Annotated in this window: 27 protein-coding genes; 14 read left to right on the plus strand and 13 right to left on the minus strand. The window is 71.7% G+C overall.

The genetic code is table 11. From position 1 onward, the window contains the following. Positions 1-56: 56 nt before the first annotated feature. A complete protein-coding gene (locus ABEA82_RS07605) occupies positions 57-674 on the minus strand; it encodes an RNA polymerase sigma factor (RefSeq protein ID WP_345660608.1) in 618 nt (205 codons plus the stop codon). A 231-nt stretch (positions 675-905) separates the two neighbouring features. On the opposite strand from ABEA82_RS07605, the gene ABEA82_RS07610 reads away from it, so the two are divergent. Beyond that, entirely contained in the window at positions 906-2141 is a 1236-nt protein-coding gene (locus tag ABEA82_RS07610; RefSeq protein ID WP_345660609.1) for an N-acetylmuramoyl-L-alanine amidase, read from the plus strand. Positions 2142-2143: 2 nt separating this feature from the next. On the opposite strand, the gene ABEA82_RS07615 is transcribed toward ABEA82_RS07610, so the two are convergent. From ABEA82_RS07615 to ABEA82_RS07630, 4 genes are all read right to left on the minus strand, one after another. Next, positions 2144-2539 carry a hypothetical protein gene (locus tag ABEA82_RS07615; RefSeq protein ID WP_345660610.1) on the minus strand — a complete coding sequence of 132 codons (396 nt, stop codon included), beginning with the start codon at positions 2537-2539 and terminating at the stop codon, positions 2144-2146. Between the two features lie 156 nt (positions 2540-2695). Beyond that, entirely contained in the window at positions 2696-3250 is a 555-nt protein-coding gene (locus ABEA82_RS07620; RefSeq protein WP_345660611.1) for a hypothetical protein, read from the minus strand. Positions 3251-3358: 108 nt separating this feature from the next. Next, the gene (locus tag ABEA82_RS07625) at positions 3359-3865 is read right to left on the minus strand and encodes a hypothetical protein (protein ID WP_345660612.1); all 507 of its coding nucleotides are present in this window, start codon (positions 3863-3865) and stop codon (positions 3359-3361) included. A gap of 96 nt (positions 3866-3961) precedes the next feature. Next, a complete protein-coding gene (locus ABEA82_RS07630) occupies positions 3962-5557 on the minus strand; it encodes a beta-N-acetylhexosaminidase (RefSeq protein ID WP_345660998.1) in 1596 nt (531 codons plus the stop codon). 290 nt (positions 5558-5847) lie between these two features. Between ABEA82_RS07630 and ABEA82_RS07635 the strand changes: the two genes are divergently transcribed. From ABEA82_RS07635 to ABEA82_RS07675, 9 genes are all read left to right on the plus strand, one after another. After that, entirely contained in the window at positions 5848-6348 is a 501-nt protein-coding gene (locus tag ABEA82_RS07635) for a 2-oxo-4-hydroxy-4-carboxy-5-ureidoimidazoline decarboxylase (RefSeq protein ID WP_345660613.1), read from the plus strand. A gap of 210 nt (positions 6349-6558) precedes the next feature. Then, positions 6559-6939, plus strand: coding sequence for a succinate dehydrogenase, cytochrome b556 subunit (gene sdhC / locus ABEA82_RS07640; protein ID WP_078540725.1), 381 nt, complete (start codon positions 6559-6561; stop codon positions 6937-6939). Positions 6940-6944: 5 nt separating this feature from the next. Then, positions 6945-7427 carry a succinate dehydrogenase hydrophobic membrane anchor subunit gene (locus ABEA82_RS07645; RefSeq protein ID WP_345660614.1) on the plus strand — a complete coding sequence of 161 codons (483 nt, stop codon included), beginning with the start codon at positions 6945-6947 and terminating at the stop codon, positions 7425-7427. Between the two features lie 19 nt (positions 7428-7446). Further along, positions 7447-9201: a succinate dehydrogenase flavoprotein subunit gene (gene sdhA, locus ABEA82_RS07650; protein ID WP_345660615.1), complete on the plus strand. Its 1755-nt coding sequence runs from the start codon at positions 7447-7449 to the stop codon at positions 9199-9201. After that, on the plus strand, positions 9201-9980 hold the full coding sequence (locus ABEA82_RS07655; RefSeq protein ID WP_345660616.1) for a succinate dehydrogenase iron-sulfur subunit: 780 nt from the start codon (positions 9201-9203) through the stop codon (positions 9978-9980). Before sdhA ends, ABEA82_RS07655 begins: the two co-directional genes overlap by 1 nt. 152 nt (positions 9981-10132) lie before the next feature. Then, the gene (locus ABEA82_RS07660; RefSeq protein ID WP_345660617.1) at positions 10133-10753 is read left to right on the plus strand and encodes a Uma2 family endonuclease; all 621 of its coding nucleotides are present in this window, start codon (positions 10133-10135) and stop codon (positions 10751-10753) included. A gap of 202 nt (positions 10754-10955) precedes the next feature. Continuing rightward, positions 10956-11363 carry a hypothetical protein gene (locus ABEA82_RS07665; protein WP_345660618.1) on the plus strand — a complete coding sequence of 136 codons (408 nt, stop codon included), beginning with the start codon at positions 10956-10958 and terminating at the stop codon, positions 11361-11363. Positions 11364-11375: 12 nt separating this feature from the next. Beyond that, positions 11376-11870, plus strand: a complete 495-nt coding sequence (locus tag ABEA82_RS07670) for a thiol-disulfide oxidoreductase DCC family protein (protein ID WP_345660619.1) — start codon at positions 11376-11378, stop codon at positions 11868-11870. A gap of 32 nt (positions 11871-11902) precedes the next feature. Continuing rightward, positions 11903-12643 carry a TetR/AcrR family transcriptional regulator gene (locus ABEA82_RS07675; protein WP_345660620.1) on the plus strand — a complete coding sequence of 247 codons (741 nt, stop codon included), beginning with the start codon at positions 11903-11905 and terminating at the stop codon, positions 12641-12643. Between the two features lie 55 nt (positions 12644-12698). On the opposite strand, the gene ABEA82_RS07680 is transcribed toward ABEA82_RS07675, so the two are convergent. Together ABEA82_RS07680 and ABEA82_RS07685 are read right to left on the minus strand one after the other, a co-directional pair. After that, positions 12699-14228: a metallophosphoesterase gene (locus ABEA82_RS07680; protein WP_345660621.1), complete on the minus strand. Its 1530-nt coding sequence runs from the start codon at positions 14226-14228 to the stop codon at positions 12699-12701. Positions 14229-14251: 23 nt separating this feature from the next. Continuing rightward, complete coding sequence (locus ABEA82_RS07685) at positions 14252-14491, minus strand: SCO4848 family membrane protein (protein ID WP_094057676.1); 240 nt, start codon at positions 14489-14491, stop codon at positions 14252-14254. Between the two features lie 91 nt (positions 14492-14582). Here ABEA82_RS07685 and ABEA82_RS07690 point away from each other — a divergent pair, with 91 nt between their 5' ends. Continuing rightward, a complete protein-coding gene (locus tag ABEA82_RS07690; RefSeq protein ID WP_345660622.1) occupies positions 14583-15893 on the plus strand; it encodes a D-alanyl-D-alanine carboxypeptidase family protein in 1311 nt (436 codons plus the stop codon). Here ABEA82_RS07690 and ABEA82_RS07695 read toward each other — a convergent pair. Genes ABEA82_RS07695 through ABEA82_RS07710 form a run of 4 tightly spaced genes read right to left on the minus strand, consistent with a single transcriptional unit; the run spans position 15841 to position 18680 of the window. Then, entirely contained in the window at positions 15841-16761 is a 921-nt protein-coding gene (locus ABEA82_RS07695) for a YihY/virulence factor BrkB family protein (protein ID WP_345660623.1), read from the minus strand. The genes ABEA82_RS07690 and ABEA82_RS07695 overlap by 53 nt on opposite strands. Continuing rightward, a complete protein-coding gene (locus tag ABEA82_RS07700; RefSeq protein WP_345660624.1) occupies positions 16749-17225 on the minus strand; it encodes a GtrA family protein in 477 nt (158 codons plus the stop codon). Before ABEA82_RS07700 ends, ABEA82_RS07695 begins: the two co-directional genes overlap by 13 nt. Beyond that, positions 17222-18166 (minus strand): decaprenyl-phosphate phosphoribosyltransferase, encoded by a 945-nt coding sequence (locus tag ABEA82_RS07705; protein WP_345660625.1) that lies wholly within the window; start codon positions 18164-18166, stop codon positions 17222-17224. Before ABEA82_RS07705 ends, ABEA82_RS07700 begins: the two co-directional genes overlap by 4 nt. Continuing rightward, on the minus strand, positions 18159-18680 hold the full coding sequence (locus ABEA82_RS07710; protein WP_345660626.1) for a phosphatase PAP2 family protein: 522 nt from the start codon (positions 18678-18680) through the stop codon (positions 18159-18161). Before ABEA82_RS07710 ends, ABEA82_RS07705 begins: the two co-directional genes overlap by 8 nt. 133 nt (positions 18681-18813) lie before the next feature. Here ABEA82_RS07710 and dprE1 point away from each other — a divergent pair, with 133 nt between their 5' ends. Both dprE1 and dprE2 read left to right on the plus strand, forming a co-directional pair. Continuing rightward, complete coding sequence (gene dprE1 / locus ABEA82_RS07715) at positions 18814-20196, plus strand: decaprenylphosphoryl-beta-D-ribose oxidase (RefSeq protein WP_345660627.1); 1383 nt, start codon at positions 18814-18816, stop codon at positions 20194-20196. Positions 20197-20215: 19 nt separating this feature from the next. After that, a complete protein-coding gene (gene dprE2, locus ABEA82_RS07720) occupies positions 20216-20971 on the plus strand; it encodes a decaprenylphospho-beta-D-erythro-pentofuranosid-2-ulose 2-reductase (protein WP_345660628.1) in 756 nt (251 codons plus the stop codon). 11 nt (positions 20972-20982) lie between these two features. Here the strand turns inward: dprE2 and ABEA82_RS07725 are convergent, their stop codons facing one another. Together ABEA82_RS07725 and trpS are read right to left on the minus strand one after the other, a co-directional pair. Further along, the gene (locus tag ABEA82_RS07725) at positions 20983-21561 is read right to left on the minus strand and encodes a 2'-5' RNA ligase family protein (protein WP_345660629.1); all 579 of its coding nucleotides are present in this window, start codon (positions 21559-21561) and stop codon (positions 20983-20985) included. Positions 21562-21703: 142 nt separating this feature from the next. Beyond that, positions 21704-22717, minus strand: a complete 1014-nt coding sequence (gene trpS, locus ABEA82_RS07730; protein WP_345660630.1) for a tryptophan--tRNA ligase — start codon at positions 22715-22717, stop codon at positions 21704-21706. Positions 22718-23292: 575 nt separating this feature from the next. On the opposite strand from trpS, the gene ABEA82_RS07735 reads away from it, so the two are divergent. Continuing rightward, positions 23293-24063, plus strand: coding sequence for a hypothetical protein (locus ABEA82_RS07735; protein ID WP_425588493.1), 771 nt, complete (start codon positions 23293-23295; stop codon positions 24061-24063). The last annotated feature ends 7 nt before the right edge of the window (positions 24064-24070 follow it).

Below are 24070 nucleotides of genomic sequence, written 5' to 3' on the forward strand. Positions count from 1 at the left end.
CACCGCGCCGGGCCCCAACGCCCCCCGCCGGTCCGGCCGGCGAAGCTGAAATTTGTTCACGTCGACTCACCCAGCGTCCGGGGCCCCTCATCCGTCACACTCTCCGCCCCGAGCTGCCCGGCGAGACGTTTCAGCCCCCGGTACGCGGCCGTGCGTACCGCGCCCGGCCGCTTGCCCAGGACGCGTGCGGCGGCGGGGCCGTCGAGGCCGACCACGACGCGCAGCAGTACGGCCTCGGCCTGGTCGCGCGGCAAGCCTCGGACCAGCTTCAGGGCGTGTTCGGTCGACATGGCCTCCAACGCCTGCTCGTCCGTGCTCTGCGGCCCGGGCAGCTCCAGGACGTCCTGTTCCAGCGCGGACGACCGGGGCCGCACCCGCTGCCGGCGCAGGTGGTCCATCGCCCGGTGCCGGGCGATGGTCGCCGTCCAGCCGCGGAAACCGGCCCCGTCGCCCCTGAACCGTCCGAGGTCCCGGGCGATCTCCAGCCAGGCGTCGGACGCCACGTCCTCCGCGTCGTCGCCGACGATCCCGCGCAGGTAGCCGAGCAGTCCGGGCTGCACGATCCGGTAGGCGACCGCGAAGGCCGCCTCGTCACCCTGCTGGGCCCGCGCGACGGCCGCGCCCAGTTCCCCGTCGTGCGCCCGCACGCGCGGGGGTTCCGCTCCCTGACCCAAATACCGTCCTCGTCCGTACCGAGTGCGCGCCCTCCTCTGCGACGCCCCCCATGCCCATCAGCGCCGGTTCGCCCGGAAGTGTCACAGCGCGTCAGACGCCCGCCGTCCGCCACCGTTCGGGTCATACCGAGCCGCCGTCCTCGGGAGCGCGGGCCCGGAGAGGTTTTGCCCAAGTGCCGTACCGGGGAGCTCTGCACGCGATGCAACCGCCCGACGAAAGGCGAGCGCCGTATGCCGTCCCTCCTCCTGCGCACCGCCGTCGCCACCGCCCTGGCCCTCGGTGCCCTCGGCCTGACCCAGCCCGCCCGGGCCTCCTCCCCGGACGACGACGTGCACACCGTCCGGGTGCCGGACGGTGATCCGCACGAGCGGTCCCTCGCCCCGCGCACCACCGAGCCGTTCAGCATGGTCGGGATCACCTGGGACGATCCCGACGCCGCCCTGGACGGCACCGCCCATGTGCGCACCCGCTCCCGGGAGAGCGGCGAGTGGAGCGCGTGGCGCGCGCTGGACAGCGGCGTGCGGACGCCGGAGACCGGCCCAGACCGCGACCGGGCCGGGGTGCGCGGCGGCACCCAGCCGCTGTGGACGGGGCCCGCGGACGGCATCCAGGTGCGCGTGTCGGGCTCCGGGCTGCCCGCGGGGCTGCGCGTCGAGCTGGTCGATCCCGACGGCGGGTCGGACGCCGTGCACACCGCGGTCGTCGAGCCGGACGTCCCCGGGCCGGCCCCCGGAGCGCCGTCGCTCGCCCGCCCCGCCGTGACGTCGCGCTCCGCGTGGGGCGCCGACGAGTCCCTGGTGAAGGACCCGCCGACCTACACCACCGCCACCAAGGCGATGTTCGTCCACCACACGGCGGGAGCCAACGACTACAGCTGCTCCGAGTCGGCGTCGGTGGTGCGCGGGGTGTTCCTCTACCACGTGCGCAGCAACGGCTGGAACGACATCGGCTACCACTTCCTCGTCGACAAGTGCGGCAAGATCTTCGAGGGCCGCGCGGGCGGCATCGACCGGCCGGTCCTCGGCGCGCACACCTATGGCTTCAACACCGCGACCAGCAGCGTCTCGGTGCTCGGCGACTACACCAAGGCGACCGTGAACTCCGCCGTACGCGCGGCGGTCGCCAAGGTCGCGGCCTGGAAGCTCGGGCTGTACGGCATCGACCCGACGGGGACGGTGGTGCTGACGGCCGGGGCCGACAACGGCAAGTACACGTCGGGCCAGAAGGTGACGCTGCATCGCATCTCGGGGCACCGCGACGGCTATCCGACCGACTGCCCCGGACAGAACCTCTACGCCGACCTGCCCGAGATCCGCACCCTCGCCGCGGGCGCCGGCACCCTCGCCGCTCCGGTCCCGGAGGCGGCCGGGCCCGGGTTCGAGGGCCTGCCGGAAACAGCCGAGCCGGCCTTCGAGGGCCTGCCCGAATCGGCCGGACACGCCTTCGAGGGTTTGTTCGGGCGCTGATGCTACGGCCGGGGCGCGGTGCTCATCACGTCCCGGCACAGCAGCCGCAGCGAGCCGTGCCCGGCGTAGCAGCGGCGGGCCTCGTCGATCGGGTCCCAGAGACGTCCGTCGGGGGTGCGGATCCAGTGGTCGCCGCCCGTCGCCCACCACTCGGCGCCGGTCTGACGTGCCATCACCTCACCCGCATAGGCCCCGAAGCCGCGCAGGACCTCCTGCACGGCGGCGTGCGGCGCCCCTTCCCGCCGTATCCCCTCGATCATCCGGTCGATGCTCCACAGACTCTGGGCCGAGTAGTCGAGGTGCAGCCGTGCTCCCTCGCGCATCGTCGCCACCGTGTCCGCCGCCCAACGCAGCGGCTTCGCCGCGGCCGAGGGCCTGGTTTCCGCTTGAGTCGTCACACCCCGGAAAGCGCTGTGGCGAAGCGTTTCGTCACCCGGAATCGGCGGCTTTCCCGAAGCGACGCAGGACCGCCCCACGGCGGCCTCACGACTGTCACAGGACTCTCCCAGGAACGGGGTTTAGGCCGGTCAGAGCCCTCGCCGCCCGCCCGGTCCTCACCCGTGCTGCCGCGTCCGGCGGGAGACGACCGCGCGGAGTACGCGCCGCCCCTCGACCGACACCTCCAGCGCCCGCCGAAGCCCGGCCTGGCCGTGTCCGGCCAGGACCTCCAGGACGGTGATCTGGCGGCGCAGTTCGGCGGCGACGAGCGGTGACATGCCGTCCGTACGGCCCTCGCGGCGGGCGTCCACCGACGAGGCGTCGTCCTGGAGGGTGTCGAGGAGGCGGTGGATCTGGAGGGAGGCGACGGAGCAGGCGTCGGCCCACACCCGTACACCGGCGGCGGACCGCTCGGCGGGAGCGGCCTCGAGCATCCGCTGGGCGAGCACGGCCGCCTCGTCCTCGCCGCCGGCGGTGTCCAGCTTCCCGCGCGCCTGCTCCAGGCCGTCACCCCAGTCGCCGGCTCCGGCGTCGTCGGTGAGGCTCGCCCACAGCGGCCGCAGGATCTCGTCGTCGCCGCCCAGCAGGGGCACACACCGATCCAAACAAGCCAGGCCGCTCGCGGCCAGCCCGCGTTCGTCGGCCTGTGCGATCAACTCCACCAGGCTCATCCACGCCTCCCTCCGCGGGCCTTCTCCAGGGCCCTGCCAGGCCGCTCCCAGCCCTCACCCCTCACGGAACCCGCACTTCCCCTTACTGCGTGCAACTGCCCCGGAGTGTCACAGGGGCACCACGCCGAGTCTGTCGAGGAAGTGGAACAACAGGTTTTCGGCCAGGGGGTCGGGGTCTGAAGTGAGTACGGCCAGTAGGGCGTCGGCGTTCACTTCGTGCCCGGCCTCCGCGGCCCAGCGGACGGCGCGCTCGGCGGCGTCGCGAGGTGGAAGGAAGTAGTCCTCCAGCGTCAGGCCCTCCCGGCCGGCCCCCAGGTACCCGGCCATCGCGGTCCGGGCGAGGCAGGTCGTCCACGCCCCGCTCTCCGGCGCGGCGGCCTCCAGCGCCACGCACTCGCTGTTCATGACGTACCCGAAGAGCGCCGGCGCGCCGGTCTGGCGGGCCAGGGCGTTCATGTTCCCGACGTCGCCGTCGCGGCTCGGGTACTCCCAGACCTGCCAGCCGCCGGGTGCCGAGGCGCGGAGCGTCATCCCCTCCGCCGCCCCGGCCAGGGCGTCCAGCTCCACCAGCGGCCGTTCCTCCCGGCCCACGACGAAATATCCCCAGTAGCCCATACTGCGGTTCCCCCCGGCATATTCGATTCGGCTCGCGTCAGAAGACCACCACAGCCGCACGGCGGTTCGCAGCCTTACGGGCCAATTCGAGCGGAGTCAGCCGAGCCTGTCCGCCAGTGCCCGGAACTGCGCCCAGGACAGGCCGGGCTCGCCCGGGTCCCACAGCTTCTGGACGGTCGCCCGCAGCGGCATCCGGATCCCGGCCGCGACCTGGTCCTGCGTCTGCGCGTCCGGCTGGTCGCCCCAGACGGCGAAGGTCCCGCCGAGGATCTGGTCGTCGTAGCGGGCCGGCACCTGCGCGGTGTCGCGCAGCATCCGCGGCGTCCACTGCTCGTAGATCCGCTGCCCGGTCGGGTAGACGAAGGTCTGCGGCTCGCCGAGCACGTAGTACAGGAACTCGTCGTTGTAGTTGATCACCTTCCGGCCCGTGCTCAGGTACTCCACCGGCGCCCGGGCGCCGATCTCCTTGCCGGTCCAGTAGGCGACCTGGATGTCCTTGTCGGCCGCGACGGACGTGTCACGGAAGAAGCCGTCGTTCCACGCGCGCGGGGTGCGCTGGTTGTCGCGGACGGTGGCGGCCCGGTCGTTCAGCCAGCCGGTGGTGAGGTCGGCGACCGTGGCACCGGCGCCGTACTTCTGCTGCGCGGCGGCGGCCAGCTCGGGGAACGAGGCCTCCGGGTCGGAGCGGACCAGGGCCTGGTACTCGTCGCCGCCGAGGTGCCAGGGCCGGCCGGGGAAGAGGTCCGCGTACTCGTTCAGCAGGTCGTCGACGATCTTGGCGCTCTCCGCCTTGGAGATGTCGATGGCACCCTGCACCGCCGACCCCTGCGCGGTGCGCAGCTGGAGGTCGGGGTGGGCGTCGATGACCGCGCCGAGGTGCCCGGGCGAGTCGATCTCGGGCACGACGGTGATGTGCCGGCTCTCCGCGAGGTCGACGATCTTCCGCACCTGCGCCTTGGTCAGATGCTCCTGGGACACGATCTCCGGATGCGAGTCGGACTCGATCCGGAACCCCTGGTCGTCGGAGAAGTGCAGACCGAGCTGGTTGTACTTCAGGTCGCCCAGTTCGCGGATCCGGTCCTCGATCCAGCCGGCCGTGTAGTTCTTGCGCGCGATGTCCAGCATGAACCCGCGCTCCTCCTTGGCCGGCTGGTCCCGCACCACGCCCTCGGGCGCCGTGCCGCCGTCGTCCACCTCCTGCTTGAGCGTGCGGGTGCCGTAGAAGACGCCCGCGTCGGCGGGCCCGTTGATCTCCACCCGCCCGTCGCGCACGGTCATGACGTACGACTCCGGGTTCGCCTTCTTGTCGCCGTCCAGCGCCAGCCGTACGTCCCCGGCCTGCCGGTCGTTCTTCTCACCCTGGTACGACAGCCCCAGCTCACCGGCGATGAGCCGCCCCTCGTCGGCGAGCGCCGGGTCGTCCACGACCACGCGGTCGCCGCTCTCGGGACGCCAGCCCGGGCCGCGGGCGGGGGTGTGGTCGCGCACGGCGGGGATCGTCTGCGGCGCCTTGGACAGGGCGTACGAGCGGCTCGGGCTGGGACTCTCCGACGGCGAGGTGCCCCGCGGGGCGGCCGCGGTCCCGCCCTGGGACGGTCTGGCCTCCGGTTCCGCGGACCCGCCGTCGCCGCCCGAGGCCGCCCAGAGCCCGAGACTCACCCCGGCCACGACCACGACCAGGGCTACGGCCATGGCCACGACCAGCACTGGCCGCTGTTTCACCTGCTTCGCCGAACTCCGGCGCCTGTGCTGACTCACCCAGCCAACCTAAAACCCCGGGCCGCCCGGCGCGCGTCCACCACGCGTGCCGAAACTCTCCCTCGCGGGTGAAATTCGTGCATCCTTCGGACACGTCACGGTCGCACTCGATAGCGTGACGTCACATCTCTCACAACTTGCCCTGCCGACACACGTGACGCCCACGAGGACCCACGCTGCCCGCGCACCATGTCCCAGATCTCCCCGGCCGACTCGCCATACCGGTGGAGCACTTCAACGCCGCCTCCGAGGAGGACCTGGAGCAGGCCCTCCTCTCCTGCCTGCGCAGCCTCAGCTGGGCCCGGCGCGTTGCGGGCCACCGCCCCTATCCGGACCTGGACTCCCTGCTGGCCGCCGCCGACGAGGCGGCCTACGACCTGTCCTGGCCCGACCTCACGGAAGCCCTGGCGGCCGAGCCCCTGCCGACGCTCCCGCCGGACACCTACTCAGCTGCCCACACCGCCCTCAGCGCGGCCCATGCCGCATACGAGGCCCGCTTCGGGCACGTGTTCGTCATCTGTCTGGACGGTCTGTCCCCGTCGGAGACCCTGGACCGCCTCCTCGCGGCCATCCGGTCACGATTGACCAACGATCCCGAGGAGGAGCGAGCGGTCGTGGCGGACGAACTCCGGCGCCTCGCGAGGGGACGTCTGCTGCACGCCCTCAGGGGCGCGGGGCAGCGGTCGGCATGCGGCTGGCGCCGCGTGGGCGCGATCGACCACTGACGCCCGCACCCGCCACACCCCGTGCCCCGTGGGCCTCACTAGCCCACCTGCACCTCTTTGCGTGCCAGTTTGATCACACCCTGGGACCCGGGCTCAGCCCGGCGGCAGCGCCTCGCTACGATGCTGGGGGCCGGTGGACCGTACCCGGCCGGGCCCGACCGACACACCAAGCCGGCGCGGCCCCAATCCCCGCTCCCGGAGGAAACTTCCGTGCCGGCTGGAACGCTGTACCGCGGCCGGGAAGGAATGTGGTCCTGGGTGGCTCATCGAGTCACCGGCGTCCTCATTTTCTTCTTCCTGTTCGTTCACGTGCTGGACACCGCTCTCGTCCGCGTGTCCCCTGAGGCCTACGACAACGTCGTGGCCACGTACAAGACGCCGATCGTCGCGCTGCTGGAGTACGGCCTCGTCGCCGCCATCCTCTTCCACGCGCTCAACGGTCTGCGCGTCATCGCCGTCGACTTCTGGATCAAGGGCGCGCGCTACCAGAAGCAGATGCTCTGGACCGTCGTCGCCGTGTGGATCGTGCTGATGCTCGGGGCGATCTACCCCGTCCTCGGCCACGCCGCTCGTGAACTGTTCGGGAGCTGACGCCAATGTCCACGACTGACAAGACCGCCGCGGGCGTCGGCCCCGTCGAGGGTGGCCCCGTCTACACCGTCGACAACCCCGCGCCTTTCATCGAGGCCCCGCGCAAGCGGACCAAGAAGACCCCGAAGAGCACCCGGGGCAACTTCGAGCTGGCCGCCTGGCTGTTCATGCGCCTGTCCGGCGTCGTGCTGGTCGTCCTGGTCCTCGGCCACCTGCTGATCCAGCTCGTGCTGGACGGCGGCGTGTCGAAGATCGGTTTCGCCTTCGTGGCGGGCCGCTGGGCCTCGCCGTTCTGGCAGGTCTGGGATCTGCTGATGCTGTGGCTCGCGATGCTGCACGGCGCCAACGGCCTGCGCACGGTCATCAACGACTACGCGGAGCGCGCGAACACCCGGCTGTGGCTCAAGGGCCTGCTCTACACCGCCACGGTGTTCACCATCCTGCTGGGCACGCTGGTGATCTTCACCTTCGACCCGAACATCCGCTAGGCACGGGGTTGCGAGAATCATGAAGATCCACAAGTACGACACCGTCATCGTCGGCGCCGGTGGCGCGGGCATGCGCGCGGCCATCGAGTCCACGAAGCGCAGCCGCACCGCCGTGCTGACCAAGCTGTACCCCACCCGTTCCCACACGGGCGCCGCGCAGGGCGGCATGGCCGCCGCGCTGGCCAACGTGGAGGAGGACAACTGGGAGTGGCACACCTTCGACACGGTCAAGGGCGGTGACTACCTGGTCGACCAGGACGCCGCCGAGATCCTGGCGAAGGAGGCCATCGACTCGGTCCTCGACCTGGAGAAGATGGGCCTGCCGTTCAACCGCACCCCGAACGGCACCATCGACCAGCGCCGCTTCGGCGGTCACAGCCGGAACCACGGCGAGGCCCCGGTCCGCCGCTCCTGCTACGCCGCCGACCGCACCGGCCACATGATCCTCCAGACGCTGTACCAGAACTGCGTCAAGGAGGGCGTGGAGTTCTTCAACGAGTTCTACGTCCTGGACCAGCTGATCACCGAGGTCGACGGCGTCAAGAAGTCGGCGGGCGTCGTGGCGTACGAACTCGCCACCGGCGAGATCCACGTCTTCCAGGCGAAGTCCGTGATCTACGCGTCCGGCGGCTGCGGCAAGTTCTTCAAGGTGACGTCCAACGCGCACACGCTGACGGGTGACGGCCAGGCGGCGGTCTACCGCCGCGGTCTGCCGCTGGAGGACATGGAGTTCTTCCAGTTCCACCCGACCGGCATCTGGCGCATGGGCATCCTGCTGACGGAGGGCGCCCGCGGTGAGGGCGGCATCCTCCGCAACAAGGACGGCGAGCGCTTCATGGAGAAGTACGCGCCGGTCATGAAGGACCTCGCGTCCCGTGACGTGGTCTCGCGCTCCATCTACACGGAGATCCGCGAAGGCCGTGGCTGTGGCCCCGAGGGCGACCACGTCTACCTGGACCTCACGCACCTCCCGCCGGAGCAGCTGGACGCGAAGCTCCCGGACATCACGGAGTTCGCGCGCACCTACCTCGGCATCGAGCCCTACACGGACCCGATCCCGATCCAGCCCACCGCGCACTACGCCATGGGCGGCATCCCGACGAACGTCGAGGGTGAGGTCCTGGCGGACAACACCACCGTCGTCCCGGGCCTGTACGCGGCCGGCGAGGTCGCCTGCGTGTCCGTGCACGGCGCGAACCGCCTCGGCACGAACTCGCTGCTGGACATCAACGTCTTCGGCAAGCGCGCCGGTATCGCGGCCGCGGAGTACGCGCAGAAGGCGGAGTTCGTGGAGCTGCCGGAGAACCCGGCGGAGCTCGTGATCGAGCAGGTGGAGCGGCTGCGCGACGCCACCGGCACCGAGCGTGTGACGGTGCTGCGGCGCGAGCTGCAGGAGACCATGGACGCCAACGTCATGGTGTTCCGGACCGAGCAGACGATCAAGACCGCGGTCGAGAAGATCGCGGAGCTGCGCGAGCGGTACAAGAACGTGTCGATCCAGGACAAGGGCAAGCGGTTCAACACGGACCTGCTGGAGGCCATCGAGCTGGGCAACCTGCTCGACCTCGCCGAGGTCATGGCCGTCTCCGCGCTCGCCCGCAAGGAGTCCCGCGGCGGTCACTACCGCGAGGACTACCCGAACCGCGACGACGTCAACTTCATGCGGCACACCATGGCGTACCGCGAGGTCGGCGCCGACGGCTCCGAAACCGTCCGTCTCGACTACAAGCCGGTCGTCCAGACCCGCTACCAGCCGATGGAGCGTAAGTACTGATGGCTACCCCCGTTCTGGACAAGGAAGACGCGGCCGGCCGGCCCGAGCCCGGTTTCGCTGATTCCCCCTACATCACGGTCACCTTCCGCATCCGCCGCTTCAACCCCGAGGTCGCGGCCGAAGCGGTGTGGGAAGACTTCCAGGTGGAGATCGACCCGAAGGAGCGCGTCCTCGACGCCCTCCACAAGATCAAGTGGGAGCTCGACGGAACGCTGACGTTCCGCCGTTCGTGCGCCCACGGCATCTGCGGCTCCGACGCGATGCGGATCAACGGCAAGAACCGTCTTGCCTGCAAGACCCTGATCAAGGACATCAACCCCGAGAAGCCGATCACGGTCGAGGCCATCAAGGGCCTCACGGTCCTGAAGGACCTCGTGGTCGACATGGAGCCGTTCTTCCAGGCGTACCGGGACGTCATGCCCTTCCTCATCACGAAGGACACGAACGAGCCCACGCGCGAGCGCCTGCAGTCCGCCGAGGACCGCGAGCGCTTCGACGACACGACGAAGTGCATCCTCTGCGCGGCCTGCACCACGTCGTGCCCGGTCTTCTGGAACGACGGCCAGTACTTCGGCCCGGCGGCCATCGTCAACGCGCACCGCTTCATCTTCGACTCGCGTGACGAGGCGGGCGAGCAGCGCCTGGAGGTCCTCAACGACCGCGACGGCGTGTGGCGCTGCCGCACGACCTTCAACTGCACGGACGCGTGCCCGCGCGGTATCGAGGTCACGAAGGCGATCGCCGAGGTGAAGCGGGCGCTGATCACGCGCCGGTACTGAGCCTCGCAGGTTGCTGATGAGGGCCCCGTTTCCGCTGGAGACGGGGCCCTCTGGCATATGCCACACCATCGGGTGAAGACGCTCGGAACGGACCCGTGGGCCCGGCCCGGCCTACGATGATGCTCTCGACACCAGCCCCCAGGAGGCACCTGATGTCCGCAGCTTCCGTCGAGCAGCCCTTCCACGACGAAGAGCCGGTCACCCTGACGACCATCGCCGACGAGATCATGGAGCGCCATCCGGGCTACCGCGTCGAGATCATCGGAGGCCATCTCCTCGTGACCCCGTCCCCGGATGCACCTCACGCCCGTGCCCTCACCGGCCTCATGATCCCGTTCATCGCCGCAGGCCTGCACGGCGGAGAGACCGAGACCCTTCAGAACGTCGGGCTGTGGCTCCCCACCGGCGCCGAGGACTACGCCATCCCCGACCTCGTAGTGGTGGACGCCGATATCGACGCCCACTTCGTCGAGAACAACGCCTACGACCCGGCCTGTTTCCGCCTCGTTCTGGAGGTCACCTCCGGCAACTGGAAGGACGACCTCAAGACCAAGGTCGCCGCCTACGCCGAGGCCAAGGTGCCTGTCTACGTCGTCGTCGACCGTAAGCACCAGCGCCTTCACGTTCTCACCGACCCCGCGGAAAACGGGTACGAGAACCACCGTCCCCACGCCCCCGGCGAGATCGTCACCCTCCCCGACTCCATCGGCGCCAAGGTCACACTGGACGTCGCCGAGATCCTGAAGGCAGGACAGCCGAAACAGGCTGAGTGACCCGGTTCTGGACCGAACGCGCCACGCGGCCCCCTCTCCGAGAAATACAGGAGAGGGGGCCGCGCCAGTTTCTGCGACCTCAAAAGCCGGGTCACCGCGACGGCGTGACCTACACCCCACACCCCCGAGTTGAACGTGTTCAAAAGGAGGTCTACAGTCTTCCTCGACAGCGTTTTGAACGTGTTCAAGAAGGGTGGGGGCTATGGACCGCACGGTCATCGCCTACGTCATCTACCTGCTGGTCAGCGTCGCGTTGACCGTCTGGGTGGCCCGCACGCTGAGCCGGAACGGGAGAGTGTTCCTCGCCGATGTGCTGCACGGCAACGAGAAGCTCGCCGACGCCGTGAACCACCTCCTGGTGGTCGGGTTCTACCTCGTCAATCTCGGGTTCGTCGCGCTGTACCTGAGCAGCGACGCGACCATCACCGACACGCGCGGCGTCTTCGAGGCCCTGTCGACCAAGCTCGGCGTCGTCCTGCTGGTGCTCGGTGTGATGCACCTGGCCAACGTCTACGTGCTCAACCGGATCCGGCGGCGGGGCACGATGGAGCGGGAGCAGGTGCCGCCGGTGCCGCCGCAGGGCTGGGTGGCCCCGACGGCGCAGGTCTGAGCGGAGGCCCGCATGAACGCCATCGCACCGGTCCGCCGGCTCACCGTCCTGTACGACGCCGAGTGCTCCCTGTGCGCGTTCCTGCGCGACTGGCTCCTGCGGCAGCCCCAGTTGGTGCCGCTGGAGCCGGTCCCGGCCGGCTCGGAGGAGGCCCGGCGGCGCTTCCCAGGACTCGACCACGGCGCGACCCTCGAAGAGATCACCGTCGTCGGCGACGGCGGGCAGGTCTACCGGGGGCCCGCCGCCTGGGTCGTCACCCTGTGGGCGCTGCGCGAGCACCGGCCGCTCGCCCACCGGCTGAGCACCCCGTCCGGTGCCTGGCTCGCCAGGGGCGCGGTGCTCGCCGCCGCCAAGTGGCGCGGGGCGCAGTGGAACGAGGGCCGGCGGGGCGGGGGCCAGTGGGGCGGGCGGGTGTACCGGCGCGCGGACGGGTGGGCGTACGACCCGGACGGCGGCTGGACCCACACCGCGCCGGGCTGCGCCGACGGCACCTGCGCCCCTCGGTAGCGGCACCGGTACCGGAGATAGGCTCTCTTCCCGTGTCCGCGAAGAACGACGGCCCCGGCGCCACCCCCACCAAGTCCGAGCAGACCCGCGCCCTGATCCTGGAGACGGCCATGCGGCTGTTCCAGGAGCACGGCTACGACAAGACGACGATGCGGGCCATCGCCAAGGAGGCCGGGGTCTCCGTCGGCAACGCGTACTACTACTTCGCGGGCAAGGAGCACCTGATCCAGGGCTTCTACGACCGGATCGCCGCCGAGCACCAGGTGGCGGTCCGGGAGGTGCTGGACCGGGAGACCGACCTGGAGGCCCGGCTCGCGGGGGTGTTGCGGGCCTGGCTGGACATCGCCAAGCCGTACCACGAGTTCGCGGTGCAGTTCTTCAAGAACGCCGCCGACCCGGACAGCCCGCTCAGCCCCTTCTCCCCCGAGTCGGAGCACGCGCGCGAGGAGGCCATCAGCGTCCACCGGGAGGTGCTGGCCGGGGCGACGAAGACCAAGGTGCCCGAGGAACTGCGGGACATCCTGCCCGAGTTGATGTGGCTGTCCCAGATGGGGCTCGTCCTGTACTGGATCTTCGACCGTACCGAGGGGCGGGAACGCAGTTACCGGCTCGCCGAGCGCGGCGCCCGGCTCACCGCGCGCGGTGTCGCCCTGGCCCGCTTCCGGGTGCTGCGGCCGCTCGTGCGCGAGGTGCACGAGCTGTTCACGGACTTCCTGCCGGGGATGACGAACGCGATCCCGGATCCGGCGTCCCCGCGCCGCACGGGTTCCTGAGACACGGCGTCGGATCCGGTGAGGCTCGGGCCGGTTTCACAGCGTTCTCACAGGGTCAGGCCTGCTTCGACGCCAGCTCGATCACCGTGATGTCAGACGGGGCGCCCACGCGGGTGGGTGGGCCCCAGGCGCCCGCGCCGCGCGAGACGTAGAGCTGGGTGTCGCCGTAGCGGTCCAGGCCCGCGAGGGTGGGGTTGGCGCCGGAGGCGATGAGGTTGCCGGGCCAGAGCTGGCCGCCGTGGGTGTGGCCGGAGAGCTGGAGGTCGACGCCGTGCTCGACGGCCTCGTGGATCTGCACGGGCTGGTGGGCGAGCAGGACGCACGCGCGTGCGGTGTCCCGGTCGCCGAGTGCCCGGGCGAAGTCGGGGCCCTGGTTCTCCTCCTCGCCGGCCACGTCGTTGACTCCGGCCAGGTCGAAGTACGGCATCTCCCTGCGGGCGTTCTCCAGGGGGTGCAGGCCGAGGCGCCGGACCTCCTCGACCCACTGTTCGGCGCCGGAGAAGTACTCGTGGTTGCCGGTGACGAAGTAGGAGCCGTGACGGGCTCTCAACTGGGCGAGGGGCGCCGCCGCCGGGCCCAGGTCCTTCACGCTGCCGTCGACCAGGTCGCCGACGACCGCGATCAGGTCGGGCTGGGTCGCGTTGATCGTGTCGACGACCTTCTGCGCGAAGCCCCGGCCGAGGACCGGGCCGAGGTGGATGTCACTGACCACGGCGATGCGATACCCGTGCGCGGCGCGCGGCAGCTTGGCCAGCGGCACCGTGACCCGCTTCACCTGAGGTCCGCGCAGCACGCCGTAGGTGCCGTACCCGACGGTCCCGACCGCAGCGGCGGCGGCCGCACCGGCGACGACCCGGGAGACGAAGAGGCGGCGGGAGGGGCCGGTGGGGGTGTCACCGGCGGCGGCTTCGCCGGGCGCCGCGGTGGCGGGGTCCGTCCGCGTGGACGCCGGCGCCGCGGTGGCGGGCGCCCCTGATGCCACGGCACCGCCGTCCGCCTCCGGAACGGCAGTCGCCGCGGAGGCGGAGGCGGCAGAGGGTGCACCGGCAGCGTGCTCCGCCTGCCGGCCGGCCGGGCTCGCGGATACGGTCGCTGTGCTGGTGGGGTCTGCCTGCGCAGCAGGCGCGGAAGCCACGCCTGGGGCCGTCGTCACGCCGCCGCCGTCCGTCGGACCTGCCGCCGCCACCGGGGCCGGCGCACCGGCAGCGCCGTCCCCTGGTGCGCCGGGGGCCGTCGTCGGTGCGGTCGGCCTCGGTCCGCCCGCCCGCCGTTCCAGGAACCGGCGCAGCAGCGGCCGTACGATCTCGCCCGCCACCACCGCCAGCAGCAGGTACATCGACAGGGCCAGCCACAGGAAGCCCGGCCAGGCCAGGACCTGCTGGAGCCAGAAGGGCGCGCCGGAGCGTTCGGCGACCAGGGCCGCGATCGCGAGGACCCAGCCGCCCGCGATCAGGACCGCGCCCGCGCGGCGGGCGAGGCCCGGGCCGCGGGTCGTGTCGCGGAACAGGCGGCGCCACACGTACCAGTTGGCCGTCACGACGACGGCCAGGACCAGTGTTGCGACGAGTACGAAGACGATGGCCACGGTGTCGTGTCTCCCGATTGCCGTTATGACGTCCGGCGCAGTGCGCGCAGACCACGCAACCCGATGGCCCCGACGACCGTCCCCAATACGAAGGACACGACGGCGAGCAGCAGGTGCACCCAGAAGTAGGCCGTGGGACGACCGTCGTCGAAGGCGAGCCCGCTGCCGTCCTTGACAAGGTTCTTGACGAAAGTGATCCAGATGACCCAGCTCCACACCCCGAAGGCGAGCAGGAACCAGGAGACGGGGCGGCTGAGCTTCATGCACCCAGTATCGCCACCGCGTGTCCGGTTCCGTGCCCGGGGTGGTGGCGGAGACGGGACTTCCCCCCGAACGGCATGTACGTTTCCGATCGTGCCCGCTCCGAAGAAGACCACCAGGCGATCCCTGCTGGTCACCTCCGCCGTCCTGTCGTCCCTCGCCCTGGCCTCGCCCGCCGCCGTCGCCGCCCCGAAGCCCTCGGGCAGCCCGTCGGCGAGTCCGTCGGCGAGCCCCTCGGTCACTCCCCCGGCGTCGATGTCGACCGTGGGCGGCGCGCGGCTCGGCCGACCGGGCACACAGGTGAGTCTGGCGAGCGGTGTGCCGGTGCTGCCGAAGGACGTGAGCGCCCGCTCCTGGATCGTCGCCGACGCCGAGACCGGTGATGTGCTGGCCGCGCACAACGCGCACTGGCGGCTGGCCCCGGCGAGCACGCTGAAGATGCTGTTCGCCGACACGCTGCTGCCGAAGTTCCCGGGGACCGAGAAGCACAAGGTCGTCCCCTCCGACCTGGCCGGTATCGGCGCGGGCTCCAGCATGGTCGGGATAAAGGAGGACGAGACGTACACCGTCCACGACCTCTGGCTCGGTGTCTTCCTGCGCTCCGGCAACGACGCCGTGCACGTGCTGTCCGCCATGAACAAGGGCGTCGAGAACACCGTCAAGGAGATGAACGAGCACGCCGAGGAGCTCCAGGCCCTCGACACGCATGTCGTCAGCCCGGACGGCTACGACGCCGAGGGACAGGTGTCGTCGGCGTACGACCTGACGCTGTTCGCCCGTTCGGGGCTGCAGAAGAAGGACTTCCGGGAGTACTGCTCGACGGTCAGCGCGAAGTTCCCGGGAGAGACGAAGAAGGGCAAGAAGGGCAAGCCGGTCCGCGAGTCCTTCGAGATCCAGAACACCAACCGGCTGCTGGCCGGTGACGCCGACCTGCCCGTCTACCAGGGCATCGCGGGCGTCAAGAACGGCAACACCACCAACGCGGGCGCCACCTTCACCGGCGTCGCCGAGCGCGACGGCAAGGTGCTGCTGGTGACGGTGATGAACCCGGAGAAGCCCGAGCACAACGAGGTCTACAAGGAGACCGCCCGGCTGTTCGACTGGGGCTTCAAGGCGGCCGGGAAGGTGCAGCCGGTCGGCGAGCTGGTGCCCCCGAAGAGCGCCCAGGCCGGTGACCGGCCCGGCGCGAACCCGTCCGGCGAGGCCGGTGGCTCCGGGGACGGTGGCACGGCCGGGACCGGTTCGAAGCCGGTGGCCAGCGCCTCGGCCGGGAAGGGCTCCAGCGGTGCCGGGACGGCGCTCGGCATCGCCGGGGGTGTGCTGGTGCTGCTCGCGGGCGGCGCGTTCCTGGTCAACCGCCGTTGGCCGCTGCCGGATCTGGTGCGCCGCCGGACTCGCCCGTGACGGCCGGGATCTCGTCGTCCTCCTTGCGCTGCGTCGCCGTCCAGGCGGCGCAGAACAGCACCAGCTTCGAGGTGAAGTTGATCCACAGCAGCAGCGCGACGGGCACGCCGAACGCGCCGTACATGCTCTTCCCGGCGACTCCCTGGAGATAGCCGCTGAGCAGCAGCTTCAGCAGTTCGAAGCCGACCGCGCCGGTGAGCGCCGCCACGAACAGGCGGTGGCGGGTCGGCTCGACGCCGGGCAGCAGCGTCAGGACGTAGAGCAGCAGCAGGAAGTTCGCGAGCACGGCGATCAGGAACGCGGCGATCCGCAGCAGGACCCCGCCCCAGCCGCCCTCGTCGACGCCGAGCTGCCGGATGATCCAGCCGATCATCGCGGAGGCGACGGCGGACGCGCCGATGGTGATGAGGAGCGCGCCGCCGAGGCCGACCAGGACACCCGCGTCCTTGACGTAGCGCAGGGCCGGGTTCTCCTCCTCGTCGGGCAGCTCCCACACGGCGCGCAGGCACTCGCGCATCGAACCGGCCCAGCTGATGCCGGTGAACAGCAGCAGGGCGCCCGCGATGAGGCCGACGGTGCCGGCGTTGTCCACCAGAGTGCCGATGTCCAGCTGGTCGGAGATGCCGGGCACCTGATCGGCGAGCTTGTCCTGAAGCTTTTCCTGCTGCTCCGTGCTGAGGGTGGCGGCGGCGATGGCGGCGGACACCGTCAGCAGCGGGAACAGCGCGACGAAGCTCGTGAAGGTCATCGCGGCGGCCAGCCGCGTCCACTTCACGCGGTCCAGCCGCTCGTACGACCGCCACGCGTGAGTGATCATCAACCGCGCTATCCACGGCCCGACGACCGGGAGCTTTTTCAGCCAGTCCATGATCCGACTCTGCCCTCCGCCCGGAACACCCATGTACGGGTACCCCAGAACCGCAGGACCGTGGCGATCGCCATGCCGACGACCGCGCCGGAGACGGTGTCCGCTCGCTGCGAGGTGAGTCCGAGGCCGTAGTGGCTGACGGCGAGGCAGAGCAGTTGGACGGCGGCTCCGGCGAGGTTGACCGCGAAGAACACGGCGTACGGGCGCAGGCCACGGGCCGCCGGTGCGCTCCGGTAGGTGCCGAGGGCGTTGCCCGCGTAGGCGACCGAGCAGGCGGCCACGAAGGACAGGGTCTTGGCGGTGAGCGGGTCGAGTCCGGCGGGGCCGCGCAGGCAGGTGAACAGGGCCAGGTCGACGGCGTAGGCGAGGAGACCGGCGAGGGCGAAGCCGGCCAGTTCCCGGCGCGACGGGAGCGCGGTGCGGCCGGCCCGGGCCGTCCGGTTGTCCCGGGCGCGTGTTTTCACCAATTGGCCACCGCCAGGCCGTACATCGCCACCCACACCAGGCCGATGACGGCGAGCGCCCGGTCGCGCAGGACGACGTCCTCGGGTTCGCCGGCCGTACCGCGGTCGGCGAAGACGGCGTAGCGCAGGACGGCGAGGATGAAGGCGACCATGGACAGCTGCCGCCAGGGCAGCACGCTGGTGTGCGGGACGCCGCCCTCCTCCATGGCCCACAGGCAGTAGCCGAGGACGGCGACGCCGGCGGCGAGCTGCCAGACGAAGCGGAGGTAGCCGGTGGTGTACTCGGTGAGCAACGCGCGTGTGGCACCCGCCTCTCCGGCCATCTGCACGGCTTCGGAGTAGCGCTTGGCGGAGACCATGAACAGCGCGCCGAAGCCGGTCGTGATCAGGAACCAGCGCGACAGCGGGATGCCGAGGGCGAGTCCGCCGACCATCGCCCGCATCAGGAAGCCGGTCGTGACGACGGCGAGGTCGACGACGAGGACGTGCTTGAGGCTGACGCAGTAGGCCAGTTGCATGCCCACGTACGCCGTCAGCAGCGCGGCGACGGCCGGGGAGCACAGCCAGGCCGCGGCGGCGGGCGCGAGCACGGCGAGGGCGCCGCCGACGGCGTAGGCGACGGGCACGGGGACCTGTCCGGCGGCGACCGGGCGGTGCCGCTTGGTGGGGTGGGCGCGGTCGGCGTCGGCGTCGCGGGCGTCGTTGACGAGGTAGACGGCGGCGGCGCAGGCGGTGAAGAGGGCGAAGACGAGGGCGAGTTGGTGGAGGGCGTGCCGTGAGAAGAGCTCACCGGCGGCGGCCGGGGCGGCGACCACGAGGACGTTCTTGATCCACTGCTTGGGGCGGGCGGTCCTGAGGAGACCGGCCAGGAGACCGCCCCCGCGGGGTGGCGCGGGTCGCTCCTCGGGGGTGCGCTGCCGCAGGAGGGCCGTCTCAGTCATGGTCTGCGCCTCCCCTCATCCAGCGGGCGCCGAGCCGGGCCGTGAGCGCGCCGAGGGCCGCTCCGGCCGCGACGTCCGAGGGGTAGTGGACGCCGGCCACCAGCCGTGAGACGCACACCGCGGCGGCGAGCGGCGGGACCGCGCGGGCCCCGAGGGCGCCGAAGGCGACGGCGGCGGCCGCGGCGGAGCTGGCGTGCGAGCTGGGGAAGGAGTGCCGGCCGGCGGTGCGCACCAGGGGTTCGACGTGGGCGGGGCGCGGTCGGCGCACGACCCGTTTCACGGCCATGCTGACGACGTGCGCCCCGGCGGTGAGCGCGGTGCCGCGCAGCCAGGCGCCGCGTCTGGCGCCGTCCACGGCTGCTCCCGCGAGCCCGGCCGCGAGCCAGAGTGCCGCGTGCTCCCCCGCCCAGGACAGGGCACGCGCGGCGCCGGCCACGCGTGGGTCGGTGCCGCACGCCCTGAGCGCCGAAACGATCCGGTGGTCCATGTCGTGCAGGTCGTCGAGGTCGTCCATGTGGACTCACTGTTCATGCCCAACCGGCCTGAACTCCGGCAATATTGGGCGACATCCCATTAATCACCCATTTCGGGGAGGGATGCCATGTTCTCTAACTGATCGCTCACACCTGGGCGATACGGTCACGGACATGTCTGCCGACACCGACTCCCTTCCCGACGTCCCGGGCCTGGACCACACCACCGTGACCGGCTGGGGCCGCACCGCTCCGACGGCGGCCCGGCTGATCCGACCGAGGACGTACGAGGAGGCCGCGGCGGCGGTCCGGGAGTGCGGGGCCCGGGGCGGGATCCCCCGGGGTCTGGGCCGGGCGTACGGGGACGCGGCGCAGAACGCGGGCGGGTCCGTGCTCGACATGACGGGCCTGGACCGCGTCCACGCGATCGACGCCGACGGCGGGATCGTGCTGTGCGACGCGGGGGTCTCCCTGCACCGGCTGATGGAGGTGCTGCTGCCGCTCGGCTGGTTCGTCCCGGTCACCCCCGGCACGCGCTACGTCACCGTCGGCGGGGCGATCGGCGCCGACATCCACGGCAAGAACCACCACGTCTCGGGGTCGTTCTCGCGGCACGTGCTGTCCTTCGAACTGCTCACCGCCGACGGCGAGATCCGCACGGTGGTCCCCGGCACACCCCTGTTCGAGGCCACCGCGGGCGGTATGGGACTCACCGGGGTGATCCTCACCGCGACGATCCGGCTCCAGCCGGTCGAGACGTCGCTGATGTCGGTCGACACCGAACGGGCAACGGACCTGGACGACCTGATGGCCCGGCTGTCGGCCACCGACCACCGCTACCGCTACTCGGTGGCCTGGATCGACCTGCTGGCCCGCGGCGCCTCGACCGGCCGTGCGGTCCTCACCCGCGGCGACCACGCGCCCCTGGACGCGCTGCCCGCACGCAGGCGCGGCAACCCGCTCTCCTTCCGCACCTCCCGCCTCCCGGCCGCCCCCGCCCTCCTGCCCGAGGGCCTGCTCAGCCGGACGACCGTGGGCCTCTTCAACGAGCTCTGGTACCGCAAGGCACCCCGGGCGCGCTCCGGCCAACTCCAGCGGATCTCCGCCTTCTTCCACCCCCTGGACGGCGTGCCCCACTGGAACCGCGTCTACGGCCGGGGCGGCTTCGTGCAGTACCAGTTCCTCGTCGGCCACGGCCGGGAGGACGCCCTGCGCCGTGTCGTGCGCCGCATCTCCGAACGCCGCTGCCCGTCCTTCCTGGCCGTCCTCAAGCGCTTCGGGGAGTCCGACCCGGGCTGGCTGTCCTTCCCCGTGCCGGGCTGGACGCTGGCCCTGGACATCCCGGCGGGCCTGCCCGGACTCGGCGTGTTCCTCGACGAACTCGACGGGGAGGTCGCCGCCGCGGGCGGACGCGTCTACCTCGCCAAGGACGCCCGGCTCCGCCCGGAACTGCTCGCGGCGATGTACCCGCGCCTCGACGACTTCCGCGCCCTGCGCACCGAACTGGACCCGCACGGGGTGTTCGTGTCCGACCTGGCCCGCCGCCTCCACCTCTAGGCAACCTCAAGGAGCTGTCATGAAGGACGCCTTCGGCCTCCCTCAGTCCCTGCTCGTCCTCGGCGGTACGTCGGAGATCGCGCTGGCGACCGCGCGCCGGCTGATCGCCCGCCGCACCCGGACGGTCTGGCTGGCGGGCCGTCCGTCGCCCGCGCTGGAGGAGGCCGCCGGGCAGCTGCGCGGGCTGGGCGCCGATGTGCACACCGTCGCCTTCGACGCGCTCGACCCCGCCGCCCACGAGGCCGTGCTCGGCAAGGTCTTCGCGGAGGGCGACGTCGACATGGTGCTGCTCGCGTTCGGGCTCCTCGGCGACCAGGCGCGCGACGAACGGGAGCCGGAGGCGGCGGTGCGGGTCGCGCAGACCAACTACACCGGCGCGGTCTCGGCCGGACTGGTGTGCGCCCGTGCGCTCCAGTCCCAGGGGCACGGCTCCCTGGTCGTCATGTCCTCCGTCGCGGGTGAGCGGGCCCGCCGGGCGAACTTCATCTACGGCTCCAGCAAGGCCGGTCTCGACGCCTTCGCGCAGGGCCTGGGCGACGCACTGCACGGTACGGGCGTGCACGTCATGGTCGTACGCCCCGGTTTCGTCCGTACGCGCATGACCGCCGGCCTGCCCGAGGCCCCACTGGCGACCACGCCCGAGGCGGTCGCGGCGGCCGTGGAACTGGGCCTGCGCCGCCGCTCGGAGACGGTGTGGGTGCCGGGGACGCTGCGCGTGGTCATGGCGGCCCTGCGGCACCTGCCGCGCTCGCTGTTCCGGCGGCTGCCGGTCTGACCACGGGCGGATCAGCGCATGGGGACCGAGCCGTGTTCCACGCAGCCCGCCTGGGGCGGGACGACCGAGCCGCCGAAGGGGTACTCGCGGAGCTTGCGCCAGACGCCGTCGGCGCCCTGTTCGTAGAGACCGAAGCCGGTGCAGGGCCACTCGGCCTCGTAGTCGGTGAGTTCCTCGAAGGCGCGGTCCATGGCCGCCTCGTCGATGCCGTGCGCGACGGTGACGTGCGGGTGGTACGGGAACGCCAGTTCGCGTGCGACCGGCCCGGCGGGGTCGCGGACCTGTTCCTGGAGCATGGTGCAGGCCTCCGCGCCGGCGACGACCCGGACGAAGACGACCGGCGACAGGGGCCGGAACGTCCCCGTGCCGGACAGCCGCATCGGGAACGGCCGGCCGGCCGCGGCGACCTCCGTCAGGTGCGCCTCGACGGCGGGCAGGGCGGACGCGTCGATCTCCGTCGGCGGCAGCAGGGTGACGTGCGTGGGGATGCCGTGAGCCGCGGCGTCGCCGAAGCCCGCGCGCAGCTGCTGGAGCTGGCTGCCGTGAGGCTCCGGGACCGCGATCGAGACACCGATCGTTACGGTCCCCACGTCGTCTCCTGTCGTTTCAGTTAGCGGGCCGCTGATACGACCACCCGGATATCGACTGTACGACCACGACCCGGTTACGGGCAGGCGCAACCGAAGTGATGTACAGCGCTGTCCGGTGGTACGGCTGTGCGCGGGGGCGGGTTCAGTGCTTGGCGGGCAGAAAGCCCACCCTGTCGTACGCCTGGGAGAGGGTCTCCGCGGCGACGGCGCGTGCCTTCTCGGCGCCCTTGGCCAGGATCGAGTCGAGCGTCTCCGGGTCGTCCAGGTACTGCTGGGTGCGCTCCCGGAACGGCGTGACGAAGTCGACCATGATCTCGGCGAGGTCCGTCTTGAGCGCGCCGTAGCCCTTGCCCGCGTACTTCTCCTCCAGCTCGGCGATGCCCTCCCCGGTGAGGGTCGAGTAGATGCCGAGGAGGTTGCTGATGCCCGGCTTCTCCGCGGCGTCGAAGCGGATCACGGTGTCCGTGTCCGTGACGGCGCTCTTGACCTTCTTCGCGGTGGCCTTCGGCTCGTCGAGGAGGTTGATGAGGCCCTTCGGCGTGGACGCCGACTTGCTCATCTTGATCGACGGGTCCTGGAGGTCGTAGATCTTCGCCGTCTCCTTGAGGATGTACGGCTTCGGGACGGTGAAGGTCGGGCCGAAACGGCCGTTGAAGCGCTCGGCGAGGTCGCGGGTGAGCTCGACGTGCTGGCGCTGGTCCTCGCCGACCGGGACCTCGTTGGCCTGGTAGAGCAGGATGTCCGCGACCTGGAGGATCGGGTACGTGAACAGGCCGACGGAGGCGCGCTCGGCGCCCTGCTTGGCGGCCTTGTCCTTGAACTGGGTCATACGGCTCGCCTCGCCGAAGCCGGTGAGGCAGTTCATGACCCAGGCGAGCTGGGCGTGCTCGGGGACGTGGCTCTGGACGAAGAGCGTGCAGCGGTCCGGGTCCAGGCCCGCGGCGAGCAGCTGCGCGGCGGCCAGACGGGTGTTCGCGCGCAGGTCCTTCGGGTCCTGCGGGATGGTGATCGCGTGCAGGTCGACGACCATGTAGAACGCGTCGTGCGTCTCCTGCAGCGCCACCCACTGGCGGACGGCGCCGAGGTAGTTGCCGAGGTGGAACGAGCCTGCGGTGGGCTGGATTCCGGAGAGCACGCGGGGTCGGTCAGAGGCCATGTTCACCATTCTCTCAGGTCCCGGGGACCGGTCCGGAACCGGCCGGAAACAGCTGGGGTCCCGTTCGGCCCCGGCGGTGTAACAAGGGTGAGGCACGGGAGGGCTGCCCCCGGACGGGCTCGGGGCGGGGCCGATGGGAGGGGACCGATGCGGGGTGGACGGAAAGCCGGATCGGGACCGGGTGGGGGGAGCGCGGCGTCGGGACCGGGTGGAGGGAGCACGGCGTCGGGACCCGGGCGGGGGCAGCACGACATCGGGACCGGGCGGCGGCAGCACGACATCGGGACCGGGCGGCGGCAGCACGGCGTCGGGGCCGGGTGGAGAGAGCGCGGTGCCCGGGCGGGTCGGAGAGGAGCGCGGCGCGCGGTTCGCGGTGCGGTGGACATGAGGTGGGGGTGCCGGGCGGGCCGAGGACCGCGGCGAGGGTGCGGCGCTGCCGCACCGGGCCGTCCTCCGGCGGGCCCGTGGCCGGCCTCGGGCGCGTGGGCCGGTCGGCGGGGCCCCGGTCGAGCCGCTGGTCCGCGTACGCGGTCGGCCGCCCGGTGAGTCCCCGTCGCGGCTGGGCCGCCCGGCACGTGAGGCGTGTGCTGGTGGTCGCGGTGGCGCTGGTGGCCGCCCTGGCCGGGAGTGCGGCGGTGACGACCGCCGCGGCTCTGGCCGGGGGCGCGGCTCTGACCACCGCCGTGGGCTTCCCGGCGCGGGGGCGGGACGTTCCCGACGTGGCGATGGTCGTCGCGGGCGGCACGGGGCGGACCGCGTCCGTGCGCTCGGGCCAGCGTGACTTCGCCCGGCTGTGGCAGCTGTTGCAGCCCACGCACACGGAGACGGAGCGGGTGCCGGCGGACTGGGCGGAGGGGGACTTCCCGCGGGTGCGGCTCACGGTGCTCTGGGGGCTGTCCGGGGTCGGCGGCCGGCCGAGTACGAACCGGCCGCCGGGCGGGGACGTGGCCGTCGAGCGTCAGGACCAGCTGTTCGTGGCCGGGGACGGCACGCCCTGGGTGCGTTCGGATCCCAGTCCCACCGTGGAGGACGACGACATCCGCTGGCACCGGGCGCCGCGCTCGGTCTTCGAGCGGCTGGATCTGGCACGGCTGCTCGGCGACGGCGCCGTGGCGGGCGGGCCCGGCGGGAGCACCGCCGAAGGTGACCTGTCCGGTCCGGTGACTGCCGCGGGTGACCTGTCCGGTCCGGCGCGGGGTGACGTCCGGTGGGCGGTCGTGGGGCTGGTGGCGGGGCTCGCGGCCGGCGTCGGCGGCACGCTGCTGACACGCCGCGTGGCGGCCCGGCGGGAAGCCGGACCGCCACGGGAGGGGCCGCGTCAGGTGCTGATCGACCTGGACGAATGACGAGCCG

This window comes from Streptomyces venetus, assembly GCF_039540295.1.
Taxonomy (GTDB): Bacteria; Actinomycetota; Actinomycetes; order Streptomycetales; family Streptomycetaceae; genus Streptomyces; species Streptomyces venetus.

Bases quoted from the DNA above. Each gene is read 5' to 3' on its own strand.
- ABEA82_RS07610 (WP_345660609.1), top strand. From the start codon at position 906: ATGCCGTCCCTCCTCCTGCGCACCGCCGTCGCCACCGCCCTGGCCCTC.
- ABEA82_RS07620 (WP_345660611.1), bottom strand. From the start codon at position 3,250: ATGAGCCTGGTGGAGTTGATCGCACAGGCCGACGAACGCGGGCTGGCC.
- ABEA82_RS07625 (WP_345660612.1), bottom strand. From the start codon at position 3,865: ATGGGCTACTGGGGATATTTCGTCGTGGGCCGGGAGGAACGGCCGCTG.
- ABEA82_RS07630 (WP_345660998.1), bottom strand. From the start codon at position 5,557: ATGGCCGTAGCCCTGGTCGTGGTCGTGGCCGGGGTGAGTCTCGGGCTC.
- ABEA82_RS07645 (WP_345660614.1), top strand. From the start codon at position 6,945: ATGTCCACGACTGACAAGACCGCCGCGGGCGTCGGCCCCGTCGAGGGT.
- sdhA (WP_345660615.1), top strand. From the start codon at position 7,447: ATGAAGATCCACAAGTACGACACCGTCATCGTCGGCGCCGGTGGCGCG.
- ABEA82_RS07655 (WP_345660616.1), top strand. From the start codon at position 9,201: ATGGCTACCCCCGTTCTGGACAAGGAAGACGCGGCCGGCCGGCCCGAG.
- ABEA82_RS07660 (WP_345660617.1), top strand. From the start codon at position 10,133: ATGTCCGCAGCTTCCGTCGAGCAGCCCTTCCACGACGAAGAGCCGGTC.
- ABEA82_RS07665 (WP_345660618.1), top strand. From the start codon at position 10,956: ATGGACCGCACGGTCATCGCCTACGTCATCTACCTGCTGGTCAGCGTC.
- ABEA82_RS07670 (WP_345660619.1), top strand. From the start codon at position 11,376: ATGAACGCCATCGCACCGGTCCGCCGGCTCACCGTCCTGTACGACGCC.
- ABEA82_RS07685 (WP_094057676.1), bottom strand. From the start codon at position 14,491: ATGAAGCTCAGCCGCCCCGTCTCCTGGTTCCTGCTCGCCTTCGGGGTG.
- ABEA82_RS07695 (WP_345660623.1), bottom strand. From the start codon at position 16,761: ATGGACTGGCTGAAAAAGCTCCCGGTCGTCGGGCCGTGGATAGCGCGG.
- ABEA82_RS07705 (WP_345660625.1), bottom strand. From the start codon at position 18,166: ATGACTGAGACGGCCCTCCTGCGGCAGCGCACCCCCGAGGAGCGACCC.
- ABEA82_RS07710 (WP_345660626.1), bottom strand. From the start codon at position 18,680: ATGGACGACCTCGACGACCTGCACGACATGGACCACCGGATCGTTTCG.
- dprE1 (WP_345660627.1), top strand. From the start codon at position 18,814: ATGTCTGCCGACACCGACTCCCTTCCCGACGTCCCGGGCCTGGACCAC.
- dprE2 (WP_345660628.1), top strand. From the start codon at position 20,216: ATGAAGGACGCCTTCGGCCTCCCTCAGTCCCTGCTCGTCCTCGGCGGT.
- trpS (WP_345660630.1), bottom strand. From the start codon at position 22,717: ATGGCCTCTGACCGACCCCGCGTGCTCTCCGGAATCCAGCCCACCGCA.